Below are 26,469 nucleotides of genomic sequence, written 5' to 3'. Positions count from 1 at the left end.
AGAGCCCGGGCCGTCAGGAGAGGTCCCAGAGTGGCCCATTTGTCGGTGCGAGCCGGGAGGCCGCCCGCCAGGCGCGGGCGAGAAGGTCGCGGTCCCCGTCCGTGACGAGGTTGCCCATGAGACGGGCGGCGGCGGGCATGAGCCGATTGCCGACGGGCCCCCGCAGCGCCACCGGCCCCGCCACCGGAAGGAACTGCGGGTAGGTGAGCAGCCGCGCCGCCGTCCTGGCCAGCGTGAACGCCTCCCCGTAGTGGCTGCGCAGGGCGTAGGGCCACGCCAGCGTGAGATCCGCGCCCGTGCCGATGAGCTGCACCGCGAGCACGGCGGTTTCCAGGCCGTAGTCGATGCCCTCGCCGTTGAGCGGATTGACGCAGGCCGCGGCGTCGCCGATGAGCGCCCAGTTCGGCCCGGCTACGTTGCTCACCGCCCCGCCCATGGGCAGCAGGGCGCTGGTGACCTCCCGCTCCGGCCCGAGCCCCCATGCCTTGCGCTGCTGCGCGGCGTACTCGGAGAGCAGCTTCTTGGTGTTCACCTTTGCCGGGCGCGCCTCGGTGGACAGGGCCCCGCAGCCGAGGTTGACGGCGCCCTCATCCTCGCCGAGGGGGAAGATCCACCCGTAGCCGGGCTGGATCGCCCCGGCGGCGTCGCGCAGCTCCACGTGGGAGTGCATCCAGGGCTCCCTGGACAGCGGGGAGGAGCAGTAGGAGCGCGCCGCGATGCCGTAGACCTCGCCCTTGTGCCACTCGCGGCCGAGGAGCTTGCCGAAGGGGGAGCGCACCCCGTCGGCCACGACGACCCACTTCGGCGCGATCTCGCCGCGCGGGGTGGTCACGCTCTCGATGCCCCGGGGGCCGACGGAGACCGCGGTGGCGGGGCAGTCGTGCCACACGGTCGCCCCGGCCTGCCGGGCCTGCTCCACCAGGGCGGCGTCGAAGCTGGCGCGGGGTGCCGCGGAGCCCTCCGCGCCGAAGTCGCCGTCCGGCCAGGGCGCGGTGACGGAGCCGCCGTAGCCGTGCAGCTTCAGGCCCCGGTTGCGGTAGGCGGGCAGCACGTGCTCCAGGCCGAGGGAGCGCAGCGAGCGCACGGCGCGCGGGGTGAGCCCGTCGCCGCAGGTCTTGTCGCGGTGCGCTGGTTGGGCGTCGATAAGCAGGGTGCTCAGCCCCGCCCTCTGGGCCGCCACCGCCGCGGCCGAGCCCGCCGGGCCCGCGCCCACCACCAAGACTTCCCAGCTGCTGTTCACGGTCACCCATTGTGGCACACGACCCGCCGCCCAATTACCACCCGCTGCTGCGCGCGCGCCCGCCGGTGGGCTACGGTTGAGTGCGAAATCCAATCGCCCTCGGCGACCCGACATCGCCCCGGGAAGGCCATTCGACCTGCAAGGACATCACCGATGACCCACGGCACCCCACCGTCAGCGTCCAGCGAGTTCACCCTCGAACTCGGCGACGCCGACCTGACCGACCGCATCGCCCACGGCATGGGCAGGGTCGAGGACGTGCTGTACGAGCGCCTCTCCGAGGGCGAGGACTTCATCACGGACAAGGTCACCCACCTCATGAAGGCCGGGGGCAAGCGCTTCCGCCCGCTCGTCGCCCTGCTGTGCAGCGAGTTCGGCCCGGAGCCCGGCGCCGAGAACGTGGTCAAGGGCGCGGCCATCACGGAGATGGTCCACCTGGCCACCCTCTACCACGACGACGTCATGGATGAGGCCGCCAAGCGCCGCGGCGTCGACTCCGCAAACCACCGCTGGGGCAACACGGTGGCGATCCTCGCCGGCGACATCCTCTTCGCCCACGCCTCGCGCCTGATGAGCGAGATCAACACCGATACGGTCCGTCACTTCGCCGATACCTTCGCCAAGCTGGTCACCGGACAGATGCGCGAGACCGTGGGCGCGCGCGGCGGCGATCCCGTCGAGCACTACCTGAAGGTGATCGAGGAGAAGACGGGCGTGCTCATCGGCTCGGCCGCCTACCTCGGCGCGCGTCTGTCCGGCGCCGAGGACGAGGTGGTGCGCCGCTGCGAGGAGATCGGCGGGGCAATCGGCATGGTCTTCCAGATCGTCGACGACATCATCGACATCTTCTCCACCTCCACTGAGTCCGGCAAGGTCCCCGGCACCGACCTGCGCGAGGGGGTGTTCACCCTGCCCGTGCTCTACGCCCTGCGCGAGGACTCCCCGGCAGGCGAGGAGCTGCGCGGCCTGCTCACGGGCCCTCTCACGCGCGACGAAGACGTCTCCCGAGCCCTCGAGCTCATCGCCGCCACCGATGGCAGGGAGCGGGCGCTTGACGACGTCCACCGCTACCTCGCCGTAGCCGAGCAGCAGCTCGACCAGCTCCCCGACATCCCAGCGAACCGCGCCCTGCGCCAGCTCTCGCGCTACACCGTCGAGCGCGTGGGCTAGTTTTACCCCTTTCACCTGGCGATTTGTTGCAACACCGCGCCGTTGTTGTAAGGTAGTCAACGCACATCAGGTGCTTGCCAGGTTGCCCGAGCGGCCAAAGGGAGCGGACTGTAAATCCGCCGGCATTGCCTTCAGAAGTTCGAATCTTCTACCTGGCACCGCAGTGCACAACACGAAACCTGTCACCGATCCGGTGGCGGGTTTTCGCGTTGCTCGGCGTCGCCGCAAGTAAGTTCCGGCGGCAGTGGCACGGCTCGAAGCGGTTTACTACCCGGGGGTGCCCCGTCACTTGGGCCCGTAAGGTCTCCTGCTCGGGGATTTAGCGAGTACCCAGCCGACCTATCGCATCGTCAATGATCCTGCGCCCCTCATCCCCGCTGACTGCGCCAAGAAAGACTGCCTGGCCCACTCCATCGGAAAGAAAAACCAACTCCCGAGCATGCAGTTCCGCATCCTTCATCCCCGGATACTGCGACCTCACGCACGCTTCCACCGCACCGATCAAACCCTGTTTGGCATCCGCCAGCAGATTGGCGATCCAGGGATCAGCAACAGCTGCGGCCACGTACGAGTAATAGACGCCGGTTCCCACCCGCTTTGACGCAGCCGGCTCCAGGGCATGCATGAGCAGTGCTCGCAGGGTGGATGGATTCGCTGGATTTTCCTGGGTTAACGGGTTGGAGTCCACCGCCGTCTGCAGCATTGTCTCGGCGCTCGCGCGCACGAGAGCTGTCTTAGTGGGGAAATAGTGCTGCACCCGTCCCGCGGACACTCCAGCTGCCGACGCCACAGAGCGCACACTGACCGCAGCCAGCCCTTCCGTGGCGATAACGTGCCACACTCCAAAAATAATCTCGGTCTTTTTATCGCGTTCCACTTGCTCACCATATCAATACGACCGTATCGTCTTCAGTATGAGGCGGGCACCGGCAGGCAAACCCATGGTTCGCATTTTGCGGAGAATAACCCTGGGGGCAGTGTTCCTGCTTGCCCTCGGAAAAGCTGCAGATATCGCCGCGCCTGAACCCCAAGTTGGCCACTGGCGCAATGAGAGGGCACGCGGCGACTACCTCTCGTCGTACCGGGCGGTCCTCAGCGGTATTGACGCCCCAACCCACACCCGCGATATTCCTACCGACTTCGGCACTGCCCGCGCGACCATCTGGCAGGGCCCGGAAGGCTCGGGCAATCCTGTCCTGCTGGTACCCGGGCGGGCGAGCGGTGCCCCCATGTGGGCGGAAAATCTTCCCTCGTGGATCGGCACACGGACCATCGTCGCCCTGGACCCCGTCGGAGATGCGGGGCTATCCACCCAATCGACCCCTTTCGCAGGTCCGGAAGATCAGGGAAGGTGGATCTCGCAGGCGGTGCACGCGCTGGATCTTGGCCCGGTACACGTGGTCGGGCATAGTTTCGGGGGAGCCACCGCGACCGAGTTTGCCCTCGCTGATCCTGGGCAGGTCACCTCACTCGCCCTCCTGGAGCCAGTCATGGTCGCTCGCCCGATGCCACCGTCAATCTACTTCTGGGCTGCGATCGCATCACTGCCCACCCCGCAGGCATGGCGCGACCGGGCGTTCGCGGAGATCGGGGGGACGACAGTGCAAGAAGTACAAACGCGCACTCCCATGTCGGAAATGATCAGCTCGGCCAGCCGCGCGTACTCCCCGGCACTCCCTCTGCCTCGCACCCTCTCCGACGAGCAATGGGGAAACCTACGAATGCCCCTCCGTCTCGACATCGGGGCAAACTCCTCAATAGCAGGTGGAGAGGGGAGTATCTCCAGGATCAACGCCCTGATTCCCACGGCAACGACCGTACTCTGGCCAGAAGCCACCCATTCCCTCCCCATGGACGAGCGTGATCGCATCGGAGCGGAGCTGACCCTTTTCTGGGAAAAATCAGAACGCAGCGAGGGTGCGCCACCGGACAAGGGGGTCGACTAAAACGAATCCACATCGTTGGTGAAGCGTTGTTGGGACGTCGAAAAGCGGGAGTAAGCTGGCGATTTGTTTGGAATATCGCTAGTGGGTTAATCTTTTCAAGGCTTCAACGGAGCGGGTCGCACGAAAGTGAGTCCCACAACATAGAGGCTGTGCCCCCTTAGCTCAGTCGGCAGAGCGTTTCCATGGTAAGGAAAAGGTCATCAGTTCGATTCTGATAGGGGGCTCTGTTGTTTGTCGGCCTTCGGCCGGTGGACGCATGGCGGTGTAGCTCAGTGGTAGAGCAAGCGACTCATAATCGCTGTGTCGAGAGTTCAATTCTCTCCATCGCTACTCACCTCAAACTGGGCGCCTCGGCGCCCGTGGTAGGGTAAGCGTACTGCCTAGGGCAGTGCCTTAGGGGCGTGGCGCAATTGGTAGCGCAACGGTCTCCAAAACCGTAGGTTGCAGGTTCGAGTCCTGTCGCCCCTGCCATAACGTTGAGTAACGAGGAGAGCTGTGACAAACCCCAACGCACAGAACCCGGCGCAGCCGACCGGCAAGCGCCAGCTGCGTGGTTCCTCTTCCGTTGACACCCAGTCCTCCGAGGCGAAGCGCGCCGTCGTTCAGGACAACGACAACACCGACGGTGAGTCCTCCCGTGGCAGCATCGCCCAGTTCCCCGCCGAGGTCGCGGGCGAGATGCGCAAGGTGATCTGGCCGACCGGCAACCAGATGCTCAACTACACGCTGATCGTGTTTGGCTTCCTCATCGTCCTCACCGCTCTCGTCTGGTCCGTCGACTGGGCCGCGCGTTGGCTAGTTGAGCAAGCGTTCGTGCGTTAGCTATAATCTCCACTCGTAAGATCATCCCGCCGCCCCGCCACCGGGGAGGGCGGGATAATTTATTGCCCCCCTCTCCCACGCCAGTAGGTAGGCTAGGGCAAAATTCACGAGCGAGCTGAGGAGCAAGTCATGGCTGAAGACACCGGCAAGAAGGTTGAGAACAACGAGACCGAGATGATCGGCGAGGGCGCGCCCGTGCGCCCCCAGACCGACCCCGAAGCCAAGGAAGCCGAGGAGGCCGACGAGGCCGGCGACGCTGACGAAGACGCCGACAGAGCTGACGGCGGCATTGACGACGCCCCGATTACCGCCGAGAAGAAGATGATCGCCGAGGGAGCCCCCGTCAGCCCCGAGACGGAGCCCGCCGTCCTCGCCGGCGATTCCGAACTGGCCGCCGCCGAGGAAGCCGGCTACGTGGCGGAGCCCACCGCTGAAGCCGCCGAGGAGGCCGCTCCGCTCGGTGAGGTTGCGACCGAGATCGCCGAGAACGAGGAGATGATCGACGAGGGCGCCCCCGTCGAGCCGGAGACCGACCCGGTCCTCAACGCCACCGAGCCCGAGGCCGAGGAGGAGCCCGTCCAGGAGGGCGACCTCGCCGCCGCCGAGCAGGCCCTGGGTGGCGACGCCGAGGACACCCAGGACGGCGAATACCGCCGCCGCCTGCGCGAGTACACCCGGGAGCTGAAAAAGCTGCCGGGCGAGTGGTACATCATCCAGTCCTACTCGGGCTACGAGAACAAGGTGAAGACCAACCTCGACATGCGCATCCAGACGCTCGAGGTGGAGGACTCGATCTACGACGTCGTCGTCCCGATCGAGCAGGCCATCGAGCTCAAGGACGGCAAGCGCAAGCTGGTCAAGCGCAAGCTGCTGCCGGGCTACGTGCTCGTCCGCATGGACATGAACGACGCTGCCTGGTCCGTCGTCCGCGAAACCCCGGGCGTGACCTCCTTCGTGGGCAACGAGGGCAACGCCACCCCGGTCAAGCACCGGGACGTGGCCAAGTTCCTCATGCCGAAGGAGACCCCGACCGAGGGTGAGGCCGCCAAGGCCAACGCCGAGGGCGAGACCGTCGTGGCCATGCCCGAGGAGAAGGTAGCCCCGACCCTCGCGCACGACTACCAGGTCGGCGAGGCCGTCACCATCCTCTCCGGTGCGCTGGCCTCCGTCTCCGCCACGATCTCCGAGATCGAGCCGGAGACCGGCAAGATCCAGGCCCTGGTGTCCATCTTCGGCCGCGAAACCCCGGTCGAGCTCACCGCGGACCAGATCGAGCGCATCATCTAGTTTGCTTCCGCGCACGTTGAAGCCGTAGAGTGAAACGTCGCGTGTGCCTTGCTCATCGCAGGCGCGCGCGACGTTTCATTCGTTCATCCCCGGTGGCCCGAGCCGCTTGACGACGGCAGGGCATCCGGAAGCTCCCGGCAGTGCATCGTGGCCGGGGGCCGTACCAAGGAATTGAGGTAATCCGATGGCAAAGAAGAAGGTCACCGGCCTGATCAAGCTGCAGATCGAGGCAGGCATGGCTAACCCGGCTCCGCCGGTCGGCCCGGCCCTGGGAGCGCACGGCGTCAACATCGTCGAGTTCACCAAGGCCTACAACGCCGCCACCGAGTCCATGCGCGGCAACATCATCCCGGTCGAGATCACCGTCTACGAGGACCGCTCCTTCGACTTCATCCTGAAGTCGCCGCCGGCCGCGAAGCTCCTGCTCAAGGCCGCCGGCCTGCAGAAGGGCTCCGGCGTCCCGCACACCCAGAAGGTCGGCTCCGTGACCTGGGAGCAGTGCAAGGAGATTGCCGAGACCAAGAAGGCCGACCTCAACGCCCGCGACATCGAGGCCGGCGCCGCGATCATCGCTGGTACCGCCCGCTCCATGGGCATCGAGGTCAAGAAGTAAACACCCCTCATGTGGAAGGGCCGGCCAGGCCCGCACCACAACTCCCGCTGTTTGAAGAAAACAGGAAAGGAACCCAACATGGCTAAGAAGTCCAAGCGCTACGAGGAGATGCTCGCAAAGGTCGACCGCGACGCCCTCTACCACCCGCTCGACGCCGTCACCCTTGCGAAGGAGACCTCCTCCGACAAGTACGACGCCACCATCGACGTCGCAATGCGCCTCTCCGTCGACCCCCGCAAGGCCGACCAGCTGGTCCGCGGCACCGTCTCCCTGCCCAACGGCACCGGCAAGACCGTCCGCGTCGCCGTCTTCGCCGAGGGCGAGAAGGCCACCCAGGCTGAGGAGGCCGGCGCCGACATCGTGGGCACCGACGTCCTGATCGAGCAGATCAACAACGGCCAGCTCGACTTCGACGTCGCCATCGCGACGCCGGACCAGATGGCCAAGGTCGGCCGCGTCGCCCGCGTCCTCGGCCCCCGCGGCCTCATGCCGAACCCCAAGACCGGCACCGTCACCCCGGACGTCGCCAAGGCGATCCAGGAAGTCAAGGGCGGCAAGATCTCCTTCCGCGTGGACAAGGCCTCCAACCTCCACGCCCTCATCGGCAAGGCCTCCTTCACCCCGGAGCAGCTCGCCGAGAACTACGGCGCGCTCCTCGACGAGGTCCTGCGCCTCAAGCCCTCCTCCGCGAAGGGCATCTACCTGAAGAAGATCTCCGTCTCCGCCACCCAGGGCCCGGGCGTCCCGGTTGACCCGACCGTGCAGAAGAACTACGCCACCAAGGCATAGCGACTCTCAGCCTTAACGGCTGGCGGAAGGCCTCCACGCTTCGGCGTGGGGGTCTTCTTCTTTGTGGTGGGGTTTCTGTTTGGTGCGGTGGGGATGGGGCCAAAGTTTGGCACCGGTTCTGGGGCGTGCAGTGCCAAAGTTTGGTTTTCGGTGGGGGAGGGGCGGTGTTTTGCCTGCTCGGTTGGCGCCGGTAGGAAAGTTTGGCACTGTTTTCGGGGCAGGTAGTGCCAAAGTTTGGTTTCGTGCCGGTTAGGGGCACCGTTTCCTCAGGTCGCCTGCCGCTGACAGCAAACTTTGGCACCAAAGCAGGTGCGGCCAGTGCCAAAGTTTCCTCCCACTCAGGCAAAGAGCGATGTTCCGCGAGGTCGCCCACTAAAGGGCCAAACCTCAGCACCACGAGCTCCGGCAGCAGTGACAAATGTGCCCGCCCAAACCCGAAATGTGTCACTTTCCCCAGGTGGGAATCCCCAGGTGGGAGATCGAAGCAGCGTAAATCTGTCACCGAACCGCGCTGCCAGAAAAACGCCGATTTGGTTCCGCCACCCACCTGCCACTAGACTGACCCATCGAAGTTTGAACGGGGCAGTACAACAAGCCCCGAGCTCAAGTTTCACCGAAGACCGTCGGTCGCCCTGGAAACAGGGCCGAAGGATTCCCACTCCAGGGAACGGCCCACGCAGGAGGAACGTGGCTAACCTTTTGTGGTGCCCCGTGCTTTCTGCACGGGGCGTTTTTGATTTTCAAAAAGGCCCCGGCGGATTGAAGGACATGACGTTATTGGAAGGAGGCGTGTGTAATGGCTAACCCGAAGAACACCAAGGATCTGGAGGCTCTCAAGGGCAAGTTCCAGGAGGCGAGCTCCATCGTTCTCACCGAGTACCGTGGCCTGACCGTTGGTCAGCTGCAGGAGCTGCGCGGTGAGCTGGGCTTCGATGTCGAGTACCACGTCGCCAAGAACACCCTCGTCAAGATCGCCGCTAACGAGAATGGCATTGAGGGTCTCGATGATCTCCTGACCGGCCCGACCGCTGTCGCCTTCATTAAGGGCGAGGCTGTCGATGCCGCGAAGGTGATGAAGAAGTTCAACAAGGCTCACGACGCGTTCGTGATCAAGGGCGGCTACATGGACGGCAACGTCCTGGACGCTTCCCAGGTTGACGCCATCGCTGAGATGGATAACCGCGAGACCACCCTTGCGAAGATCGCCGGCGCCTTCCAGGGCTCCTTGGCAAAGGCTGCTGGCCTGTTCCAGGCACCAGCATCCAAGACCGCTCGCCTTGTCGCTGCGCTGCAGGACAAGCAGGGCGAAGCTGCGTAAAGCACGAACAACAACTACACCAACGAGCCCGTCTCGGGCTCACTAAAGAAAGGAAGCCACAATGGCTAAGCTGTCTAAGGACGAGCTCATTGAGCAGTTCAAGGAAATGACCCTCATCGAGCTTTCCGAGTTCCTGAAGGAGTTCGAGGAGGTCTTCGACGTCACCGCTGCCGCTCCGGTTGCTGTTGCTGCTGCCGGTGCTCCGGCTGGTGGCGAGGCCGCTGCTGAGGAGGAGAAGGACGAGTTCGACGTCGTTCTCGAGTCCGCCGGCGACAAGAAGATCGGCGTCATCAAGGTTGTCCGCGAGCTCGTTCCGGGTCTCGGCCTGAAGGACGCCAAGGAGATGGTCGAGGGTGCTCCGAAGGCCATCCTCGAGGGCGCCAACAAGGACGACGCCGAGGCTGCCAAGACTAAGCTCGAGGAGGCTGGCGCGAAGGTTACCCTCAAGTAATCTCGCTGCTTCCCAGAAGCGCTTCAGCTCCCCACGCCACGCGGTGTGGGGAGCTTTTCGCTTGTCGACGCCCCCTCAGCCCACCAGGAACTTGTTGAAGTAGCGCTTGACGATGTCGGGGGAGAAGTCGGCGAGCCCCTTGAGCAGGGTGTCGGCGGCACTGACGGTGTGGTGCATCTTCTTCCGGCTGTAGAGGTTTGTGGTGGTGAAGACCCGCTCGGCCACCTCGGCGATGTCGGCGGGGACGAGGTTGACGCCGAGCGTGTTGATGGAGCGGGCGTTCACCTCGGAGATCTTCGTCTTTGCCCACAGCGGCATGAGGTCGTGGACGCGAATCTTGTCGGCGGCCCATTCGACGGCGAGCGCCTCGGTGAGGCCTTTGACGTAGAACTTCGAGGCGGAGTAGGTGGACACGTCGGGCTGGCCGAAGATGGCGGAGGCGGAGCACATGGATACCATGACGGCGCCGGGGGTGCGCTTGAGGTAGGGGTGGCAGGCCTTTGCGCCGTAGGTGGCGCCGACGGCGTTGATGTCCACGAGCCACTGGATGCGATCGGGGTCCTGGGCGCTGAGTTTGCCGTCGACAATGACCCCTGCGTTGTTGAAGAACGCGTCGAGGGTTCCGCCGGTGTGCGAGGTGAAGTCGGTGAGCGCCGCCTCCCAGTCGTCCCACTTGCGGACGTCGAGATGCCCCGTGACGAGCGTGCCGGGGAGGTGGGCTGCCTCGTCGCCCCATTCGACGGGGGCGATGTCGTAGCAGCCGACGGTCCAGCCCCGGGCCAGCATGCGTCGTGCGGTCTCCATGCCGATGCCGGTGGCGCCGCCCGAGATGAAGATGGACTTGTTTTCGTTTGCGGATCTATCCATGTGAAAGACTCTAGATGTAGCGCGGGTCACATGTATAGGATTGGCTGCAAAACTTTTTCCACGAGGAAGGTATGAACCTATGACTCACGCTCTTCGCGAACAGCCGGCCACCGACATCATCAACCCGGCCACCGGCGAGGTGATCGCCACCGTCCCGGCGCACTCGAAGGACGACACCAGGGAGGCCTTCGCGCGCGCTCGCGTCGCGCAGAAGCGCTGGGAAAAGACGAGCTTCCGGCAGCGGCGCAAGATCTTTCTCCGGTTCCACAACCTCGTGCTGGACAACCGCGAGCGCCTCATGGACACCATCCAGGACGAGAACGGGAAGAGCCGCCTGTCGGCGCTGGAGGAGGTGCTCGACGTCGCGCTGACCGCGCGGCACTACGGCTACAAGGGGGAGAAGCTGCTGCGCCCGAGGCGTCGCAAGCCGGTCATGCCCCTGCTGACGAGCACCTGGGAGCAGCGCGCCCCGAAGGGGGTGGTGGGGGTGATCGCGCCGTTCAACTACCCCCTGGCGCTCTCGATCAGCGACGCCCTGGCGGCCCTCATGGCGGGCAACGCGGTGGTGCTCAAGCCGGACTCTCAGACGCCCCTGTCAGCCCTGGCGGGCGTGGAGCTGCTCGAGCGCGCGGGCCTGCCACGCGACGTGTTCCAGGTCGTCCCGGGCCGCGGCTCTGAGGTGGGCCAGGCGATCGTCGAGGAGTGCGACTACCTGATGTTCACCGGGTCCACGGCGACCGGCGAACGCCTCGCGCAGCAGGCAGCGGCGCGCCTGATCGACTACTCCATGGAGTTGGGCGGCAAGAACGCGATGATCGTGGCTCACGACGCGGATCTGAAGCGCACGGTCGACGGCGCGTGGACCGCCTGCTTCGGCAATTCGGGCCAGCTGTGCATCTCGATTGAGCGCCTCTACGTCCACCGCGAGGTGGCGGAGGAGTTCATCCCCGCGTTCGTCTCCCGCGTCCAGGCGCTGCGTGTGGGGGCCGGGCACGACTGGGACGTCGACATGGGCTCGCTCATCTCGGTCGAGCACGCCGACGAGGTCGAGCGGCTCGTCGACGATGCCGTGGACAAGGGCGCCACGGTGCTCACCGGAGGGCGTCGGCTGCGTGAGCTCGGCGACGCCTTCTTCGCGCCCACCGTCCTCACCGACGTGCCCGAGTCGGCGGAGCTGTACCGCGCGGAGGTCTTCGGCCCCGTGGTCTACATCGAGGTGGTGGACTCGAACGAGGAGGCCATCGAGCGCGCGAACGACACGACCTACGGCCTGAACTCCTCGGTGTGGGCGAGCCCGAAGACGGGTCGCGCGATCGCCAAGCAGCTGCAGACGGGCACCGTCAACATCAACGAGGGCTACGCGCCCGCATGGTCGGCTATCGACGCCCCCATGGGCGGGTGGAAGAAGTCGGGCGTCGGCCGGCGCCACGGCGACGGCGGGCTGACCAAGTACACGGAGCAGCGCAACGTCACCCAGACCCGGCTGATGAGCCTGATGGACAACACCGTGCCGCGCGCCCAGTGGGCCGAAACCCTGGCGACGATGCTCCGACTCGGCCGCGACATTCTGCGGTAGGAGCCGGTGGCGCGGCCCACCCCTGCGATACAATCGGCGGTCATGCTGCCCAGGTCACGAATTCTTCCGATCCTGCTCGCCGGTGTGGGCATCGCTCTCATCGTCGGCGGGCTGGTCGCCCCGCGCTTCCTGCTGGGGGACGGGCGGCTCCCGCTTGACCTGGAGAACTCAACCTGGACCCTGCGTGACCCGGAGGGGACCTACCTGGGCGAACCCGCCCCCGTGACGCGCCAGCTGCACATGGGTATCCAGAACCCCGCGGACCGGGAGACCACCGGCGTGCGGGTGGGCGACACCCTGCGCGCGGGGACGGCCGGGCGGGACTTTGACAACCTGGTCAGCGCCGCGACGTGGTCGTACGAGATGGACCGCGTCACGGGCCAGCCCACCGGCGACATGCGCCTGCAGAGCGTGATGGCCATGCCGGAGACGACGGTGTCGGCGGGCGGGCAGTGGCTGAAGTTCCCCGCAGATGTCGCGCAGGAGGACTACGAGGTGTTTGACCCGACCCTTCGCGCGACCGCCCCAGCGCACTTCGTGGGCCAGGAGGAGGTGGCGGGCCGGACGGTGTACCGCTTCGAGCAGGACATCGCCCCCACCAACGTCGCCCTGGCCTATGCCGACCTCCGCAACACCACCACGGTGGAGGGCCCGGAGGGCGAGCAGATCCGGGCGTTCCTCTTCCACAGCGCGCGGCGGGTGATCCTCGTCGACCAGGTCTCGGGGCTCGTGGTGGGCCTAGAGGAGAAGGTCGACGACTACTACGCGGACGCTCAGGGGGCGCGGCTGAAGGAACTGGTGACCTACGACGCGCGGATGGACGAGGCCCAGGTGGAGGGGCTGGCGGGCCAGCTCGGGACGGTTTTCTCCCAAGCCCAGTCCCGCGCGGTGACCATCGGGGTCATCGCCCTCGGCGCCCTGCTCGCGGTGGCGGGCCTGGCGGGCGCGGTGCGCCCGGAGCGGACGCGCCCGAGGCACACATTTGCCGAATGACAACGGGGCAGTGGTAGAGTTCCCGGCAAGTGAGCAACCCGCCCAGGACGGCGAGCGGGGGCCACGGGGTCGACACCAGGGGGGTGGTGTTGAAGGATTAATAGCGAGTCTTTACAATGCGCGCGGATTTGTATAAGCTAAGTCGTTGCGCTGGAAGCCGTCTCCAGTTTGTTCCGGAAACCTTGCAGGTGCGGTTTGTTTTTCCGCATTTGACAAGGTGACTTTGTGCATTCTAGGGGCGGATCTTCCACAGCAGACCGAATGCTAACTTATCCAGCGGATTTCCCGGCGAGGCTGTAAGCCAGAGCAGTTTTCCCGGGTCCGCGTGAGGTGCTGGAAGGACCCAACTTGGCAGTCTCCCACCAGACCATGTCAATGGCCACAATCCCCGGAGCTCCGCAGCGTTACTCCTTTGCGAAGATCTCCGAGCCGATCACGGTTCCGGGGCTTCTTGACGTTCAGCTCGAATCCTTCGCGTGGCTCGTCGGCACGCCGGAGTGGCGCAAGCGCGAGCAGGCGGCACGCGGCGAGGGCGCCCGCGTCACGAGCGGCCTCGAGGACATCCTCGAGGAGCTCTCCCCGATCCAGGACTACTCGGGCAACATGAGCCTGTCCCTGTCGGAGCCGCGCTTCGAGGACGTCAAGTACACCATCGACGAGTGTAAAGACAAGGACATCAACTACTCCGCGCCGCTGTACGTGACGGCGGAGTTCATCAACAACGACACCCAAGAGATCAAGTCCCAGACCGTCTTCATCGGCGACTTCCCGCTGATGACGGACAAGGGCACCTTCATCGTCAACGGCACGGAGCGCGTCGTCGTCTCCCAGCTCGTGCGTTCCCCGGGTGTCTACTTCGACGAGACCATCGACAAGTCGACCGAGCGCCCGCTCCACTCCGTGAAGGTCATCCCCTCGCGGGGTGCGTGGCTCGAGTTTGACGTCGACAAGCGCGACACCGTCGGCGTGCGCATCGACCGCAAGCGCCGCCAGCCGGTGACCGTGCTGCTGAAGGCCCTGGGCTGGACCACCGAGCAGATCACGGAGCGCTTCGGCTTCTCCGAGATCATGATGTCCACCCTCGAGTCCGACGGCGTGGCCAACACCGATGAGGCGCTGCTGGAGATCTACCGCAAGCAGCGCCCGGGCGAGCAGCCGACCCGCGACCTCGCGCAGTCCCTGCTCGAGAACGCCTTCTTCCGCCCGAAGCGCTACGACCTCGCCCGCGTCGGCCGCTACAAGGTCAACCGCAAGCTGGGCCTCGGCGGCGACCACGAGGGTCTGATGACCCTGACCGAGGACGACATCGCCACCACGCTCGAGTACCTCGTGCGCCTGCACGCCGGCGAGACCGAAATGACCTCCCCGAACGGCGAGATCGTCCCGATCAACACCGACGACATCGACCACTTCGGCAACCGCCGCCTGCGCACCGTCGGCGAGCTCATCCAGAACCAGGTCCGCGTCGGCCTGTCCCGCATGGAGCGCGTCGTGCGCGAGCGCATGACCACCCAGGACGCGGAGTCGATCACCCCGACCTCGCTCATCAACGTCCGCCCGGTCTCCGCCGCGATCCGCGAGTTCTTCGGCACCTCCCAGCTGTCGCAGTTCATGGACCAGAACAACTCCCTGTCTGGCCTGACCCACAAGCGCCGCCTGTCCGCGCTCGGCCCCGGCGGCCTGTCGCGCGAGCGCGCCGGCATTGAGGTCCGCGACGTCCACCCGTCGCACTACGGCCGCATGTGCCCGATTGAGACCCCCGAGGGCCCGAACATCGGCCTGATCGGCGCGCTGGCCTCCTACGCCCGCGTGAACTCCTTCGGCTTCATCGAGACGCCGTACCAGAAGGTCGAGGGCGGCAAGCTCACCGACCAGATCGACTACCTCACCGCCGACGAGGAGGACCGCTACGCGATCGCGCAGGCGGCCACCCCGATGAACGCGCAGCGCGAGCTGACCGCGGAGCGCATCGAGGTCCGCCTCAAGGACGGCGACATCGGCGTCGTCGGCCCGCAGGGCGTCGACTACCTCGACATCTCCCCGCGCCAGATGGTCTCCGTGGCAACGGCCATGATTCCGTTCCTCGAGCACGACGACGCGAACCGCGCGCTCATGGGCGCGAACATGCAGAAGCAGGCCGTGCCGCTGCTGCGCCCGGAGGCCCCCTACGTGGCCACCGGCATGGAGCAGCGCGCCGCCTACGACGCCGGCGACACCGTGATCTCCCGCAAGGCGGGCGCGGTGACCAACGTGACCGGTGACTTCATCACCGTCATGGACGACGACGGCATCCAGGACACCTACATGCTGCGCACCTTCGAGCGCACCAACCAGGGCACCTGCTACAACCAGACCCCGATCGTCTCCCAGGGCGACCGCGTCGAGGCCGGCCAGGTCATCGCGGACGGCCCGGGCACCAAGGACGGCGAGATGTCGCTCGGCCGCAACCTGCTGGTCGCGTTCATGCCGTGGGAGGGCCACAACTACGAGGACGCCATCATCCTCAACCAGCGCGTGGTGGAGGAGGACATCCTCACCTCCGTGCACATCGAGGAGCACGAGATCGACGCCCGCGACACCAAGCTGGGCGCCGAGGAGATCACCCGCGAGATCCCGAACGTCTCCGAGGACGTGCTGAAGGACCTCGACGAGCGCGGCATCATCCGCATCGGCGCGGACGTGCGCGACGGCGATATCCTGGTGGGCAAGGTCACCCCGAAGGGCGAGACTGAGCTGACCCCGGAGGAGCGCCTGCTGCGCGCCATCTTCGGCGAGAAGGCCCGCGAGGTCCGCGACACCTCCCTGAAGGTGCCCCACGGTGAGACCGGCAAGGTCATCGCCGTGCGCCGCTTCTCCCGCGAGGACGACGACGACCTGAGCCCGGGCGTCAACGAAATGATCCGCGTCTACGTCGCCCAGAAGCGCAAGATCCAGGACGGCGACAAGATGGCCGGCCGCCACGGCAACAAGGGTGTCGTGGGCAAGATCCTGCCGCAGGAGGACATGCCGTTCATGGAGGACGGCACCCCGGTGGACATCATCCTGAACACCCACGGCGTGCCGCGTCGTATGAACATCGGCCAGGTCCTCGAGGTGCACCTCGGCTGGCTGGCCAAGGCCGGCTGGACCGTGAACCCGGACGACCCGGCGAACGCGAAGCTGCTGGAGACCCTGCCGGAGCACCTCTACGACGTGCCGGCCGAGTCCCTCACCGCCACCCCGGTGTTCGACGGCGCCACCAACGAGGAGATCGCGGGCCTGCTCGCCAGCTCCAAGCCGAACCGCGACGGCGACGTCATGGTCGACGGCAACGGCAAGGCCCGGCTCTTCGACGGCCGCTCCGGCGAGCCCTTCAAGTACCCGGTCTCGGTGGGCTACATGTACATGCTCAAGCTGCACCACCTGGTCGACGAGAAGATCCACGCACGCTCCACCGGCCCCTACTCGATGATTACGCAGCAGCCGCTGGGCGGTAAGGCCCAGTTCGGTGGCCAGCGCTTCGGCGAGATGGAGGTGTGGGCGATGCAGGCCTACGGCGCCGCCTACACCCTGCAGGAGCTGCTCACCATCAAGTCGGACGACGTGGTCGGCCGCGTGAAGGTCTACGAGGCCATCGTCAAGGGCGACAACATCCCGGACCCGGGCATCCCGGAGTCCTTCAAGGTGCTGCTCAAGGAGCTGCAGTCGCTCTGCCTCAACGTCGAGGTGCTGTCCACGGACGGCGTCCCGATGGAGCTGTCGGGCGACGATGACGACTACGACCAGGCTGGTTCCTCGCTGGGCATCAACCTCTCGCGCGACGAGGGCTCGGCCGCCGATACCGCGTAAACGCCAGGCGGGCGTCGTTAAGCGCACGCTTCTCGACGCCCGGACGAACGCACAGAACTTAGACCACAATCGATCCTCCCGAACCGGGAGGTGAAAGGGAATTTACGTGTTTGACGTAAACCTCTTCGACGAGCTTCGCATTGGCCTGGCTACCGCCGACGACATCCGCCGTTGGTCCCACGGTGAGGTCAAGAAGCCCGAAACCATCAACTACCGCACCCTCAAGCCGGAGAAGGACGGTCTCTTCTGCGAGCGCATCTTCGGCCCGACCCGCGACTGGGAGTGCGCCTGCGGCAAGTACAAGCGCGTCCGCTACAAGGGCATCATCTGCGAGCGCTGCGGCGTCGAAGTGACCAAGTCCAAGGTGCGCCGCGAGCGCATGGGCCACATCGAGCTCGCCGCGCCGGTCACCCACATCTGGTACTTCAAGGGCGTGCCCTCGCGCCTGGGCTACCTGCTCGACCTGGCTCCGAAGGACCTCGAGCGCATCATCTACTTCGCCGCCAACATCATCACCAGCGTTGACGACGAGGCGCGCCACAACGACATGTCGACCCTCGAGGCCGAGATGATCCTGGAGAAGAAGGAAGTCGAGGCCGACGCCAACTCCGAGATCGCCGAGCGCGCCCAGAAGCTGGAGGAGGACCTCGCCGAGCTCGAGGCCGCCGGCGCCAACGCCTCTGCCCGCAAGAAGGTGCAGCAGGCCGCCGACAAGGAGATGACCCACATCCGCGAGGCGGGGGAGCGCGAGGTTGAGCGCCTGGACGAGATCTGGCAGACCTTCGTCAAGCTCGCCCCGAAGCAGATGGTCATCGACGAGAACCTCTACGACGAGCTCGTGGACCGCTACGAGGACTACTTCACCGGTGGCATGGGCGCCGAGGCGATCCAGACCCTGATCCGCAACTTCGACCTCGACGCCGAGGCCGAGGAGCTGCGCACCATCATCGCCGAGGGCAAGGGCCAGCGTAAGGTCCGCGCCCTGAAGCGCCTCAAGGTCGTCGCGGCGTTCCAGCGCTCCGGCAACGACCCGGCCGGCATGATCCTCGACGCCATCCCGGTGATCCCGCCGGAGCTGCGCCCGATGGTCCAGCTCGACGGTGGCCGCTTCGCCACCTCGGACCTGAACGACCTGTACCGTCGCGTGATCAACCGCAACAACCGCCTCAAGCGCATGATCGACCTCGGCGCGCCCGAGATCATCGTGAACAACGAGAAGCGCATGCTGCAGGAGTCCGTCGACGCGCTGTTCGACAACGGCCGCCGCGGCCGCCCCGTCACCGGCCCGGGCAACCGCCCGCTGAAGTCCCTGTCCGACCTGCTCAAGGGCAAGCAGGGCCGCTTCCGCCAGAACCTGCTGGGCAAGCGCGTGGACTACTCCGGCCGCTCCGTCATCATCGTCGGCCCCCAGCTGCAGCTGCACGAGTGCGGCCTGCCCAAGCTGATGGCCCTCGAGCTGTTCAAGCCGTTCGTGATGAAGCGCCTGGTGGACAACGACTACGCGCAGAACATCAAGAGCGCCAAGCGCATGGTCGAGCGCCAGCGCCCCGAGGTGTGGGACGTGCTCGAGGAAGCCATCTCCGAGCACCCGGTGCTGCTCAACCGCGCCCCGACCCTGCACCGCCTGGGCATCCAGGCCTTCGAGCCGAAGCTCGTCGAGGGCAAGGCCATCCAGCTGCACCCGCTCGCCTGCGAGGCCTTCAACGCCGACTTCGACGGCGACCAGATGGCAGTCCACCTGCCGCTGTCCGCCGAGGCGCAGGCCGAGGCCCGCGTGCTCATGCTGTCGTCGAACAACATCCTCTCCCCGGCGTCCGGCAAGCCGCTGGCCATGCCGCGCCTGGACATGGTCACGGGCCTGTACTTCCTCACCATGCTGAAGGGCGAGTCCGAGATCGGCGGCGAGGGCGCCTACGCCCCGGCCGACGAGAACGGCCCGGAGAAGGGCGTCTACTCCTCCTACCGCGAGGCCATCATGGCCTACGACCTCGGTGTGCTCGGCCTGCAGGCCCCGATCCGCGTGCGGATCGACCACCTCCGCCCGACCGTCGAGATCGAGGCGGAGCAGTTCCCCGACGGCTGGGAGAAGGGCCAGCCGTGGATGGCGGAGACCACCCTCGGCCGCATCATGTTCAACGAGCTCCTGCCGTTCAACTTCCCGTACCAGGAAGGCGCCATGGTGCGTAAGGGCGGCGGCTCCGGCAAGGTCATGCTGGGCGACATCATCCAGTCGATGGTGGAGAAGTACCCGATGATCACCGTCGCGCAGACCCTGGACAAGATGAAGGACGCCGGCTTCTACTGGGCCACCCGCTCCGGCGTGACCATCTCCATGTCCGACGTTCTCGTCCTGCCGAACAAGACCGAGGTCCTCGAGCAGTACGAGAAGGAAGCCGAGGAGATCGAGCGCAAGTTCTGGGAGAAGGGCGCGCTGACCGAGGAGAACCGCTACGACCGTCTCGTCGAGCTGTGGCAGGACGCCACCAACAAGGTGGGCCAGGCCGTGGAGGACCTCTACCCGGACGACAACCCGATCCCGATGATCGTGAAGTCTGGCGCCGCCGGCAACATGCGCCAGATCTGGACCCTGGCCGGCATGAAGGGCATGGTCGTGAACTCGCGCGGTGAGTACATCACCCGCCCGATCAAGACCTCCTTCCGCGAGGGCCTGACAGTGATGGAGTACTTCAACAACTCCCACGGCTCCCGCAAGGGCCTGGCCGATACCGCGCTGCGCACCGCCGACTCCGGCTACCTCACCCGCCGTCTCGTCGACGTCGCCCAGGACGTCATCGTCCGCGAGGACGACTGCGGCACCCACCAGGGCGTCAAGGTCCCGGTGGCGCAGGAAGTGGGCGGCAAGTGGGTCCGCGACGACCTCGTCGAGACCTCCGTGTCGGGCCGCGTGCTCGCCTCCGACGCCAAGGATGCCGAGGGCAACGTCGTCCTCGAGGGCGGCACCGAGCTGTCCGAGGAGCGCATCGACGCCCTCGTCGCCGCAGGCGTGGCCGAGGTCAAGGTCCGCTCCGTGCTGACCTGCCAGACCCCGACCGGCGTGTGCGCGAAGTGCTACGGCAAGTCCATGGCCTCCGGCAAGCTTGTCGACATCGGCGAGGCCGTCGGCATCGTGGCCGCGCAGTCCATTGGTGAGCCGGGTACCCAGCTGACCATGCGTACCTTCCACCAGGGCGGTGTCGGCGGCGACATCACCGGCGGCCTGCCCCGCGTCCAGGAGCTGTTCGAGGCCCGCGTGCCGAAGAACCGCGCCCCGATCGCCTCGGTGGCCGGCACCGTCACGCTGGAGGACGAGGGCAACTTCTGGACGCTGACCATCCACCCGGATGACGGCTCCGACCTCGTGGTCTACGAGAAGCTGTCCAAGCGCCAGGGCCTGGCCCAGGTGCGCCGCCCGATGGAGTCCAACCCGGATGCCATGATCGAGCGCTCCCTGCGCGAGGGCGACCACGTCAACGTGGGCGACCGCCTCCTGCGCGGCGCTGCCGACCCGCACGACGTGCTCGAGGTGCTGGGTCGGCGTGGCGTCGAGAAGCACCTCATCGACGAGGTGCAGGCCGTCTACCGCACCCAGGGTGTGTCGATCCACGACAAGCACATCGAGATCATCATCCGTCAGATGCTGCGCCGCGGCACCGTCATCGACTCGGGCACCACCGAGTTCCTGCCGGGCACCCTCGTGGACCTCGCCGAGGCCCGCCAGGTCAACGCGGCCGCCGTGGCCGAGAACGGCCAGCCGGCGGAGATGCGCTCCGAGATCATGGGTATCACCAAGGCATCGCTCGCAACCGAGTCCTGGCTGTCGGCGGCCTCCTTCCAGGAGACCACCCGAGTGCTCACCGACGCCGCGATCAACAAGCGCTCCGACAAGCTCATCGGCCTGAAGGAGAACGTGATCATCGGTAAGCTCATCCCGGCCGGTACCGGCATCTCGCGTTACCGCAACATCCAGGTCAAGCCGACCGAGGCCGCGCGCTCCGCCGCGTACTCCATCCCGAGCTTCGGCGACTCCATCTACGGAGACGACGGCTACGGCGAGTTCACCGGCGCGTCCGTGCCCCTGGACGAGTACGGGTTCGACCAGATCTAGTAACTCTGGCTTGTAGCTGGGTCTGCTGAACCACAGCGCCCCCGGGTATCCGCCCGGGGGCCCTTCGTCGTCTTCCGCTGAGACGCACGCTTGTCGACGTCACACCGTCCGCTCACCCCGAGGCTTTCTGACCACCTCGACGTCGCCCAACAGTGCGACGCCGCGCAGCCGGACGATCGGGGCGGTCGCGGCGGCGGAGCGCTCGTCGAACTCGGAAAGGGTGATCCGCCCGTCGCTGAGGGCGTCGGAAAGCAGTGCGGTGGCTCTTTCGCGCAGGGAGTCGGTGGCGCGCTGGCGGGGAAGGGCTGGGTCCTCTGTCATACGCGTGATGATAGGCGGGATTTGGAGGTTGAGCCGGGCGTGCTTTATCCTGGTGAGGTATTTCTCGCGTGCGCAGCGTGCGGGAAACGTTGAATCCCTCGCGACAATTGCGATGGTGTTCCAACGTGCGAACGGCAGGGCCCCGGATGGAAGAGCCCCAATTTTTGCATGTATGGGCACTGTACGGTGTCGCTCCGGGGCTCGCCCCGTGCACAGACTTAAAAAGAAGGATTTTCATGCCAACTATTCAGCAGCTGGTCCGCAAGGGCCGCCACGACAAGCGTGGCAAGGTTGCCACGGTGGCCCTGAAGGGCTCCCCGCAGCGTCGTGGCGTGTGCACCCGTGTGTACACCACCACCCCGAGGAAGCCGAACTCCGCTCTCCGTAAGGTCGCGCGTGTGCGCCTGACCTCCGGCATCGAGGTCTCCGCCTACATCCCGGGCGAGGGCCACAACCTGCAGGAGCACTCCATGGTCCTCGTCCGCGGCGGCCGTGTGAAGGACCTCCCGGGTGTCCGCTACAAGATCATCCGCGGCGCGCTGGACACCCAGGGCGTCAAGGACCGCAAGCAGGCTCGCTCCCGCTACGGCGCGAAGAAGGGACAGTAATCACTCATGCGTAAGCAGCAAGCTCCGAAGCGTCCCGTCGTCAAGGATCCGGTGTACAACTCCGAGGTCGTGACCCAGCTGGTGAACAAGATCCTGCGCGACGGCAAGAAGTCCACCGCAGAGCGCATCGTCTACGGCGCCCTCGAGATCTGCCGCGAGAAGACCGGCACCGATCCCGTCGGCACCCTCGAGAAGGCCCTCGGCAACATCCGCCCCGACCTCGAGGTCCGCTCCCGCCGCGTCGGCGGCGCGACCTACCAGGTCCCGGTCGAGGTCAAGCCGGCCCGCTCCAACACCCTCGCCCTGCGCTGGATGGTCACCTTCACCCGCCAGCGCCGCGAGAACACCATGGTCGAGCGCCTGGCCAACGAGATCCTGGACGCATCCAACGGTCTCGGCGCCTCCGTGAAGCGCCGCGAGGACACCCACAAGATGGCCGAGGCCAACCGCGCCTTCGCCCACTACCGCTGGTAATTCCTCGCCTGTGACGAACGGAACCACGCGCAACCCCGCCGCGGCCGCCACGCCCTGTCCTCGGACGAACTGCATATCGCTCTTCCTCTGAGATGGGGCTGGTGGTGTTGGCGGGGTTGCGTCGTCTCCCGGCCTCGAGCCGCCCGTCGCTCACAGCCCACGCTGCCAGGTGGGTGAAAAAGTGGCAGAATTAATAAAGATACATATTCGCCAGAGACGTTCACTGGCTGCGGGCGGGCGGAAAGCCGGCCTTTACGCCACAGCGTCGACGACTCTTAAGTTGGGGTAAAAACGTGGCACAAGAAGTGCTTAAGGATCTGAACAAGGTCCGCAACATCGGCATCATGGCCCACATCGATGCCGGTAAGACCACCACCACCGAGCGCATCCTCTTCTACACCGGCATCAACCGCAAGGTCGGCGAGACGCACGACGGCGGCGCCACCACCGACTGGATGGAGCAGGAGAAGGAGCGCGGCATCACCATTACGTCCGCCGCGGTGACCTGTTTCTGGAACAACAACCAGATCAACATCATCGACACCCCGGGCCACGTGGACTTCACGGTCGAGGTCGAGCGCTCGCTGCGCGTCCTCGACGGCGCCGTCGCGGTTTTCGACGGCAAGGAGGGCGTCGAGCCCCAGTCCGAGCAGGTCTGGCGCCAGGCCGCCAAGTACGACGTCCCGCGCATCTGCTTCGTCAACAAGATGGACAAGCTGGGTGCGGACTTCTACTACACCGTCCAGACCATCGTCGACCGCCTCGGCGCCAAGCCGCTGGTCATGCAGCTGCCGATCGGTGCCGAGGATGACTTCGACGGCGTTGTCGACCTCATCGAGATGAAGGCTCTGCTGTGGCCGGGCAAGGTCGAGACCGGCACCCCGCCGCAGATCGGCGAGATCCCCGCCGAGCTGCAGGAGAAGGCCGAGGAGTACCGCGAGAAGCTGGTGGAGACCGTCGCGGAGTCCGACGAAGAGCTCATGGAGAAGTACTTCGGTGGCGAGGAGCTCACCACCGAGGAGATCAAGGCCGCGATCCGCAAGATGACGGTCAACTCCGAGATCTACCCCGTCTACTGCGGCACCGCCTATCGCAACAAGGGCATCGAGCCGCTTCTCGACGCCGTCGTCGACTACCTGCCGAACCCGCTCGACATCGGCGAGGTGCACGGCACCGACCTGAGCGGCGAGGAGGAGCTCGTGCGCAAGCCCTCCGTCGAGGAGCCCTTCTCCGCTCTGGCGTTCAAGATCGCCGTCCACCCGTTCTTCGGCAAGCTCACCTACGTGCGCGTCTACTCCGGCCAGGCCATCCCGGGCGAGCAGATGCTCAACTCCACCAAGCAGCACAAGGAGCGCGTGGGCAAGCTCTTCCAGATGCACGCGAACAAGGAGAACCCGGTCGAGCACGCCGACGCCGGCAACATCTACGCGTTCATCGGCCTGAAGAACACCACCACGGGTGACACGCTGTGCAACCCGGATCACCCGATCATCCTCGAGTCCATGGACTTCCCGGACCCGGTTATCCAGGTGGCCATCGAGCCGAAGACCAAGGCCGACCAGGAGAAGCTGGGCACCGCCATCCAGAAGCTTGCGGAGGAGGACCCGACCTTCACCGTCAAGCTCGACGACGAGACCGGCCAGACCGTCATCGGCGGCATGGGCGAGCTGCACCTCGACGTGCTCGTCGACCGCATGAAGCGCGAGTTCAAGGTCGAGGCGAACATCGGCTCCCCGCAGGTGGCCTACCGCGAGACCATCCGCAAGAAGGTGGAGTCCCTCGACTACACCCACAAGAAGCAGACCGGTGGTTCCGGCCAGTTCGCGAAGGTCATCGTCACCATCGAGCCCTACAACCCGAACCCGGAGGAGCTGGAGGAGGGCGAGTCCGCCACCTACCGCTTCGAGAACGCCGTCACCGGTGGCCGCGTGCCGAAGGAGTACATCCCGTCGGTCGACGCCGGTATCCAGGACGCCATGCAGTACGGCTACCTGGCCGGCTTCCCCCTGGTGAACATTAAGGCCACCCTCGAGGACGGTGCCTACCACGAGGTCGACTCCTCCGAGATGGCCTTCAAGATGGCCGGCTCCCAGGTGCTCAAGGAGGCCGTCGCGAAGGCGAAGCCGGTCCTGCTCGAGCCGCTGATGGCCGTCGAGGTTGTCACCCCCGAGGAGTACATGGGCGACGTCATCGGCGACCTGAACTCCCGCCGCGGCCAGGTCAACTCCATGGACGACCGCTCCGGCGCCAAGGTGGTCAAGGCCATCGTCCCGCTGTCGCAGATGTTCGGCTACGTGGGCGACCTGCGCTCCCGTACCCAGGGCCGCGCGAACTACACCATGGTGTTCGACTCCTACGGTGAGGTTCCCTCCAGCGTCGCCCAGGAGATCATCGACGAGCGCAACGGCAACTAGGCCGTAGCACCCCGCTCCACCCCGGGGTCGGAGCCCGCGTGCCAGCGGGCCCCGGCACCTCCCCGGGGAGGGCGAGCCGGGGGAGTAGCAGCCGGGCTGAGATCACGGGCCCGCCGGGCCCAGATTTGAGCCGGCCGTTACTCCCAAGGCAGATCTACTTTTCCTCAGATCGCCGAGATCCTCCTTGCTGCCCGTACGGGCGCAAGACGGTTTGAAAAACGGTCTTGATGAATCTAGGATCATGTAACTGGCACATTGTGAAATGGCCATTGTCGCGCGCCCGGTTTTCGTCCGGGGCGGGTCAAGGCGAAATGTAAACCACGTGGCTGCGAAGGTCGTAGCCACCATGAAGTCCAGGAGGACATGCAGTGGCAAAGGCTAAGTTTGAGCGTACGAAGCCGCACGTAAACATCGGCACCATCGGTCACGTCGACCACGGCAAGACCACCACCACGGCTGCCATCACCAAGGTGCTGGCCGACGCCTACCCGGAGGAGAACAAGGCATTCGCGTTCGACGCGATTGACAAGGCTCCGGAGGAGCGCGAGCGCGGCATCACCATCAACATCTCCCACGTGGAGTACAACACCCCGAAGCGCCACTACGCGCACGTCGACGCTCCGGGCCACGCCGACTACATCAAGAACATGATCACCGGTGCCGCTCAGATGGACGGCGCGATCCTCGTTGTCGCCGCCACCGACGGCCCGATGCCGCAGACCCGCGAGCACGTTCTGCTCGCCCGCCAGGTCGGCGTCCCCTACATCCTCGTCGCCCTGAACAAGTGCGACATGGTCGACGATGAGGAGATCATCGAGCTCGTCGAGATGGAGGTCCGCGAGCTTCTGGCTGAGCAGGACTACGACGAGGACGCCCCGATCGTCCACATCTCCGCTCTGAAGGCTCTCGAGGGCGACGAGAAGTGGGTTCAGTCCGTGCTCGACCTCATGCAGGCTTGCGACGACTCCATCCCGGATCCGCAGCGTGAGACCGACAAGGACTTCCTCATGCCGATCGAGGACATCTTCACCATTTCCGGCCGCGGCACCGTCGTGACCGGCCGTGTCGAGCGCGGTATCCTCAACCTCAACGACGAGGTCGAGATCATCGGTATCCGCGACAAGGCTCAGAAGACCACCGTCACCTCCATCGAGATGTTCAACAAGCTTCTCGACACCGCCGAGGCCGGCGACAACGCCGCCCTCCTGCTCCGCGGCCTCAAGCGTGAGGACGTCGAGCGTGGCCAGGTCGTCATCAAGCCGGGCGCCTACACCCCGCACACCAAGTTCGAGGGTTCCGTCTACGTCCTGTCCAAGGACGAGGGCGGCCGCCACACCCCGTTCTTCGACAACTACCGTCCGCAGTTCTACTTCCGCACCACCGACGTCACCGGCGTCGTCAAGCTGCCGGAGGGCACCGAGATGGTCATGCCGGGCGACAACGTCGAGATGTCCGTCGAGCTGATCCAGCCGGTCGCCATGGACGAGGGCCTGCGCTTCGCTATCCGCGAGGGCTCCCGCACCGTCGGCGCTGGCCGCGTCACCAAGATCCTCGACTAGTTCGGGATCTGGCTAACGCCAGCTAGCCAAGGGCCGTTCCTCCCCACACGGGAGGGCGGCCCTTTCGCATGCGTAGACTCGGGTAACT

The 26,469-nt window shown here is 65.9% G+C and carries 20 protein-coding genes and 4 tRNA genes; 20 read left to right on the top strand and 4 right to left on the bottom strand.

The annotated features are described in order from the left end of the window. Window positions 1-13: 13 nt before the first annotated feature. On the bottom strand, window positions 14-1,240 hold the full coding sequence (locus tag DYZ02_RS05495) for a geranylgeranyl reductase family protein (RefSeq protein ID WP_281268974.1): 1,227 nt from the start codon (window positions 1,238-1,240) through the stop codon (window positions 14-16). A gap of 153 nt (window positions 1,241-1,393) precedes the next feature. Between DYZ02_RS05495 and DYZ02_RS05490 the strand changes: the two genes are divergently transcribed. Next, window positions 1,394-2,410, top strand: coding sequence for a polyprenyl synthetase family protein (locus DYZ02_RS05490; protein ID WP_115685341.1), 1,017 nt, complete (start codon window positions 1,394-1,396; stop codon window positions 2,408-2,410). Between the two features lie 76 nt (window positions 2,411-2,486). Continuing rightward, window positions 2,487-2,568 (top strand) — tRNA-Tyr (locus DYZ02_RS05485). A 161-nt stretch (window positions 2,569-2,729) separates the two neighbouring features. Here the strand turns inward: DYZ02_RS05485 and DYZ02_RS05480 are convergent. Beyond that, window positions 2,730-3,287, bottom strand: coding sequence for a TetR/AcrR family transcriptional regulator (locus tag DYZ02_RS05480; protein ID WP_115685340.1), 558 nt, complete (start codon window positions 3,285-3,287; stop codon window positions 2,730-2,732). 100 nt (window positions 3,288-3,387) lie between these two features. Between DYZ02_RS05480 and DYZ02_RS05475 the strand changes: the two genes are divergently transcribed. The 10 genes from DYZ02_RS05475 (at window position 3,388) to rplL (ending at window position 9,636) form a co-directional block, all read left to right on the top strand. After that, complete coding sequence (locus DYZ02_RS05475; RefSeq protein WP_281268973.1) at window positions 3,388-4,356, top strand: alpha/beta fold hydrolase; 969 nt, start codon at window positions 3,388-3,390, stop codon at window positions 4,354-4,356. A 151-nt stretch (window positions 4,357-4,507) separates the two neighbouring features. After that, window positions 4,508-4,580: transfer RNA gene (locus DYZ02_RS05470), tRNA-Thr, on the top strand. Between the two features lie 34 nt (window positions 4,581-4,614). Beyond that, window positions 4,615-4,686 (top strand) — tRNA-Met (locus tag DYZ02_RS05465). A gap of 65 nt (window positions 4,687-4,751) precedes the next feature. Then, a tRNA-Trp gene (locus DYZ02_RS05460) sits at window positions 4,752-4,827 on the top strand. A 24-nt stretch (window positions 4,828-4,851) separates the two neighbouring features. Further along, window positions 4,852-5,178: a preprotein translocase subunit SecE gene (gene secE, locus DYZ02_RS05455; RefSeq protein WP_115685338.1), complete on the top strand. Its 327-nt coding sequence runs from the start codon at window positions 4,852-4,854 to the stop codon at window positions 5,176-5,178. Between the two features lie 321 nt (window positions 5,179-5,499). Further along, a complete protein-coding gene (gene nusG / locus DYZ02_RS05450) occupies window positions 5,500-6,465 on the top strand; it encodes a transcription termination/antitermination protein NusG (protein WP_115686386.1) in 966 nt (321 codons plus the stop codon). A gap of 184 nt (window positions 6,466-6,649) precedes the next feature. After that, on the top strand, window positions 6,650-7,078 hold the full coding sequence (gene rplK, locus DYZ02_RS05445) for a 50S ribosomal protein L11 (protein ID WP_115685337.1): 429 nt from the start codon (window positions 6,650-6,652) through the stop codon (window positions 7,076-7,078). 78 nt (window positions 7,079-7,156) lie between these two features. Next, window positions 7,157-7,867 carry a 50S ribosomal protein L1 gene (gene rplA, locus DYZ02_RS05440; protein WP_115685336.1) on the top strand — a complete coding sequence of 237 codons (711 nt, stop codon included), beginning with the start codon at window positions 7,157-7,159 and terminating at the stop codon, window positions 7,865-7,867. Window positions 7,868-8,663: 796 nt separating this feature from the next. Continuing rightward, a complete protein-coding gene (rplJ, locus tag DYZ02_RS05435; RefSeq protein WP_115685335.1) occupies window positions 8,664-9,185 on the top strand; it encodes a 50S ribosomal protein L10 in 522 nt (173 codons plus the stop codon). 61 nt (window positions 9,186-9,246) lie between these two features. Continuing rightward, the gene (rplL, locus tag DYZ02_RS05430; protein ID WP_115685334.1) at window positions 9,247-9,636 is read left to right on the top strand and encodes a 50S ribosomal protein L7/L12; all 390 of its coding nucleotides are present in this window, start codon (window positions 9,247-9,249) and stop codon (window positions 9,634-9,636) included. A 75-nt stretch (window positions 9,637-9,711) separates the two neighbouring features. Here the strand turns inward: rplL and DYZ02_RS05425 are convergent, their stop codons facing one another. Next, window positions 9,712-10,503, bottom strand: coding sequence for an SDR family oxidoreductase (locus DYZ02_RS05425; RefSeq protein WP_115685333.1), 792 nt, complete (start codon window positions 10,501-10,503; stop codon window positions 9,712-9,714). A 79-nt stretch (window positions 10,504-10,582) separates the two neighbouring features. Between DYZ02_RS05425 and DYZ02_RS05420 the strand changes: the two genes are divergently transcribed. The 4 genes from DYZ02_RS05420 (at window position 10,583) to DYZ02_RS05405 (ending at window position 21,005) form a co-directional block, all read left to right on the top strand. Further along, window positions 10,583-12,079 (top strand): succinic semialdehyde dehydrogenase, encoded by a 1,497-nt coding sequence (locus DYZ02_RS05420; RefSeq protein WP_115685332.1) that lies wholly within the window; start codon window positions 10,583-10,585, stop codon window positions 12,077-12,079. 42 nt (window positions 12,080-12,121) lie between these two features. After that, complete coding sequence (gene pgfA / locus DYZ02_RS05415; RefSeq protein WP_115686385.1) at window positions 12,122-13,072, top strand: cell envelope lipid trafficking protein PgfA; 951 nt, start codon at window positions 12,122-12,124, stop codon at window positions 13,070-13,072. Between the two features lie 330 nt (window positions 13,073-13,402). Beyond that, complete coding sequence (gene rpoB, locus DYZ02_RS05410; RefSeq protein WP_115685331.1) at window positions 13,403-16,900, top strand: DNA-directed RNA polymerase subunit beta; 3,498 nt, start codon at window positions 13,403-13,405, stop codon at window positions 16,898-16,900. A gap of 106 nt (window positions 16,901-17,006) precedes the next feature. Next, window positions 17,007-21,005 (top strand): DNA-directed RNA polymerase subunit beta', encoded by a 3,999-nt coding sequence (locus DYZ02_RS05405; protein ID WP_115685330.1) that lies wholly within the window; start codon window positions 17,007-17,009, stop codon window positions 21,003-21,005. A 99-nt stretch (window positions 21,006-21,104) separates the two neighbouring features. On the opposite strand, the gene DYZ02_RS05400 is transcribed toward DYZ02_RS05405, so the two are convergent. Further along, the gene (locus DYZ02_RS05400; RefSeq protein ID WP_115685329.1) at window positions 21,105-21,326 is read right to left on the bottom strand and encodes a DUF1707 SHOCT-like domain-containing protein; all 222 of its coding nucleotides are present in this window, start codon (window positions 21,324-21,326) and stop codon (window positions 21,105-21,107) included. 236 nt (window positions 21,327-21,562) lie between these two features. Here DYZ02_RS05400 and rpsL point away from each other — a divergent pair, with 236 nt between their 5' ends. The 4 genes from rpsL to tuf all read left to right on the top strand — a co-directional run bounded on the left by rpsL (window position 21,563) and on the right by tuf (window position 26,381). Continuing rightward, the gene (rpsL, locus tag DYZ02_RS05395; protein ID WP_115685328.1) at window positions 21,563-21,934 is read left to right on the top strand and encodes a 30S ribosomal protein S12; all 372 of its coding nucleotides are present in this window, start codon (window positions 21,563-21,565) and stop codon (window positions 21,932-21,934) included. Between the two features lie 6 nt (window positions 21,935-21,940). Further along, window positions 21,941-22,408: a 30S ribosomal protein S7 gene (gene rpsG / locus DYZ02_RS05390; protein ID WP_115685327.1), complete on the top strand. Its 468-nt coding sequence runs from the start codon at window positions 21,941-21,943 to the stop codon at window positions 22,406-22,408. 293 nt (window positions 22,409-22,701) lie between these two features. Further along, window positions 22,702-24,822 carry an elongation factor G gene (fusA, locus tag DYZ02_RS05385; protein WP_115685326.1) on the top strand — a complete coding sequence of 707 codons (2,121 nt, stop codon included), beginning with the start codon at window positions 22,702-22,704 and terminating at the stop codon, window positions 24,820-24,822. A 368-nt stretch (window positions 24,823-25,190) separates the two neighbouring features. Then, the gene (gene tuf, locus DYZ02_RS05380) at window positions 25,191-26,381 is read left to right on the top strand and encodes an elongation factor Tu (RefSeq protein WP_115685325.1); all 1,191 of its coding nucleotides are present in this window, start codon (window positions 25,191-25,193) and stop codon (window positions 26,379-26,381) included. Window positions 26,382-26,469: the final 88 nt, after the last annotated feature.

This window comes from Corynebacterium senegalense, from assembly GCF_900411315.1.
GTDB lineage: Bacteria > Actinomycetota > Actinomycetes > Mycobacteriales > Mycobacteriaceae > Corynebacterium > Corynebacterium senegalense.
This window is presented reverse-complemented; position numbering and strand designations above follow the sequence as displayed.

Excerpts from the sequence above, each read along its gene's own strand:
- rplL (WP_115685334.1), top strand. The coding sequence starts at position 9,247 with ATGGCTAAGCTGTCTAAGGACGAGCTCATTGAGCAGTTCAAGGAAATG.
- nusG (WP_115686386.1), top strand. The coding sequence starts at position 5,500 with ATGATCGCCGAGGGAGCCCCCGTCAGCCCCGAGACGGAGCCCGCCGTC.
- rpsG (WP_115685327.1), top strand. The coding sequence starts at position 21,941 with ATGCGTAAGCAGCAAGCTCCGAAGCGTCCCGTCGTCAAGGATCCGGTG.
- DYZ02_RS05420 (WP_115685332.1), top strand. The coding sequence starts at position 10,583 with ATGACTCACGCTCTTCGCGAACAGCCGGCCACCGACATCATCAACCCG.
- rpsL (WP_115685328.1), top strand. The coding sequence starts at position 21,563 with ATGCCAACTATTCAGCAGCTGGTCCGCAAGGGCCGCCACGACAAGCGT.
- DYZ02_RS05400 (WP_115685329.1), bottom strand. The coding sequence starts at position 21,326 with ATGACAGAGGACCCAGCCCTTCCCCGCCAGCGCGCCACCGACTCCCTG.
- rplA (WP_115685336.1), top strand. The coding sequence starts at position 7,157 with ATGGCTAAGAAGTCCAAGCGCTACGAGGAGATGCTCGCAAAGGTCGAC.
- DYZ02_RS05425 (WP_115685333.1), bottom strand. The coding sequence starts at position 10,503 with ATGGATAGATCCGCAAACGAAAACAAGTCCATCTTCATCTCGGGCGGC.
- rplJ (WP_115685335.1), top strand. The coding sequence starts at position 8,664 with ATGGCTAACCCGAAGAACACCAAGGATCTGGAGGCTCTCAAGGGCAAG.
- DYZ02_RS05490 (WP_115685341.1), top strand. The coding sequence starts at position 1,394 with ATGACCCACGGCACCCCACCGTCAGCGTCCAGCGAGTTCACCCTCGAA.
- rplK (WP_115685337.1), top strand. The coding sequence starts at position 6,650 with ATGGCAAAGAAGAAGGTCACCGGCCTGATCAAGCTGCAGATCGAGGCA.
- pgfA (WP_115686385.1), top strand. The coding sequence starts at position 12,122 with ATGCTGCCCAGGTCACGAATTCTTCCGATCCTGCTCGCCGGTGTGGGC.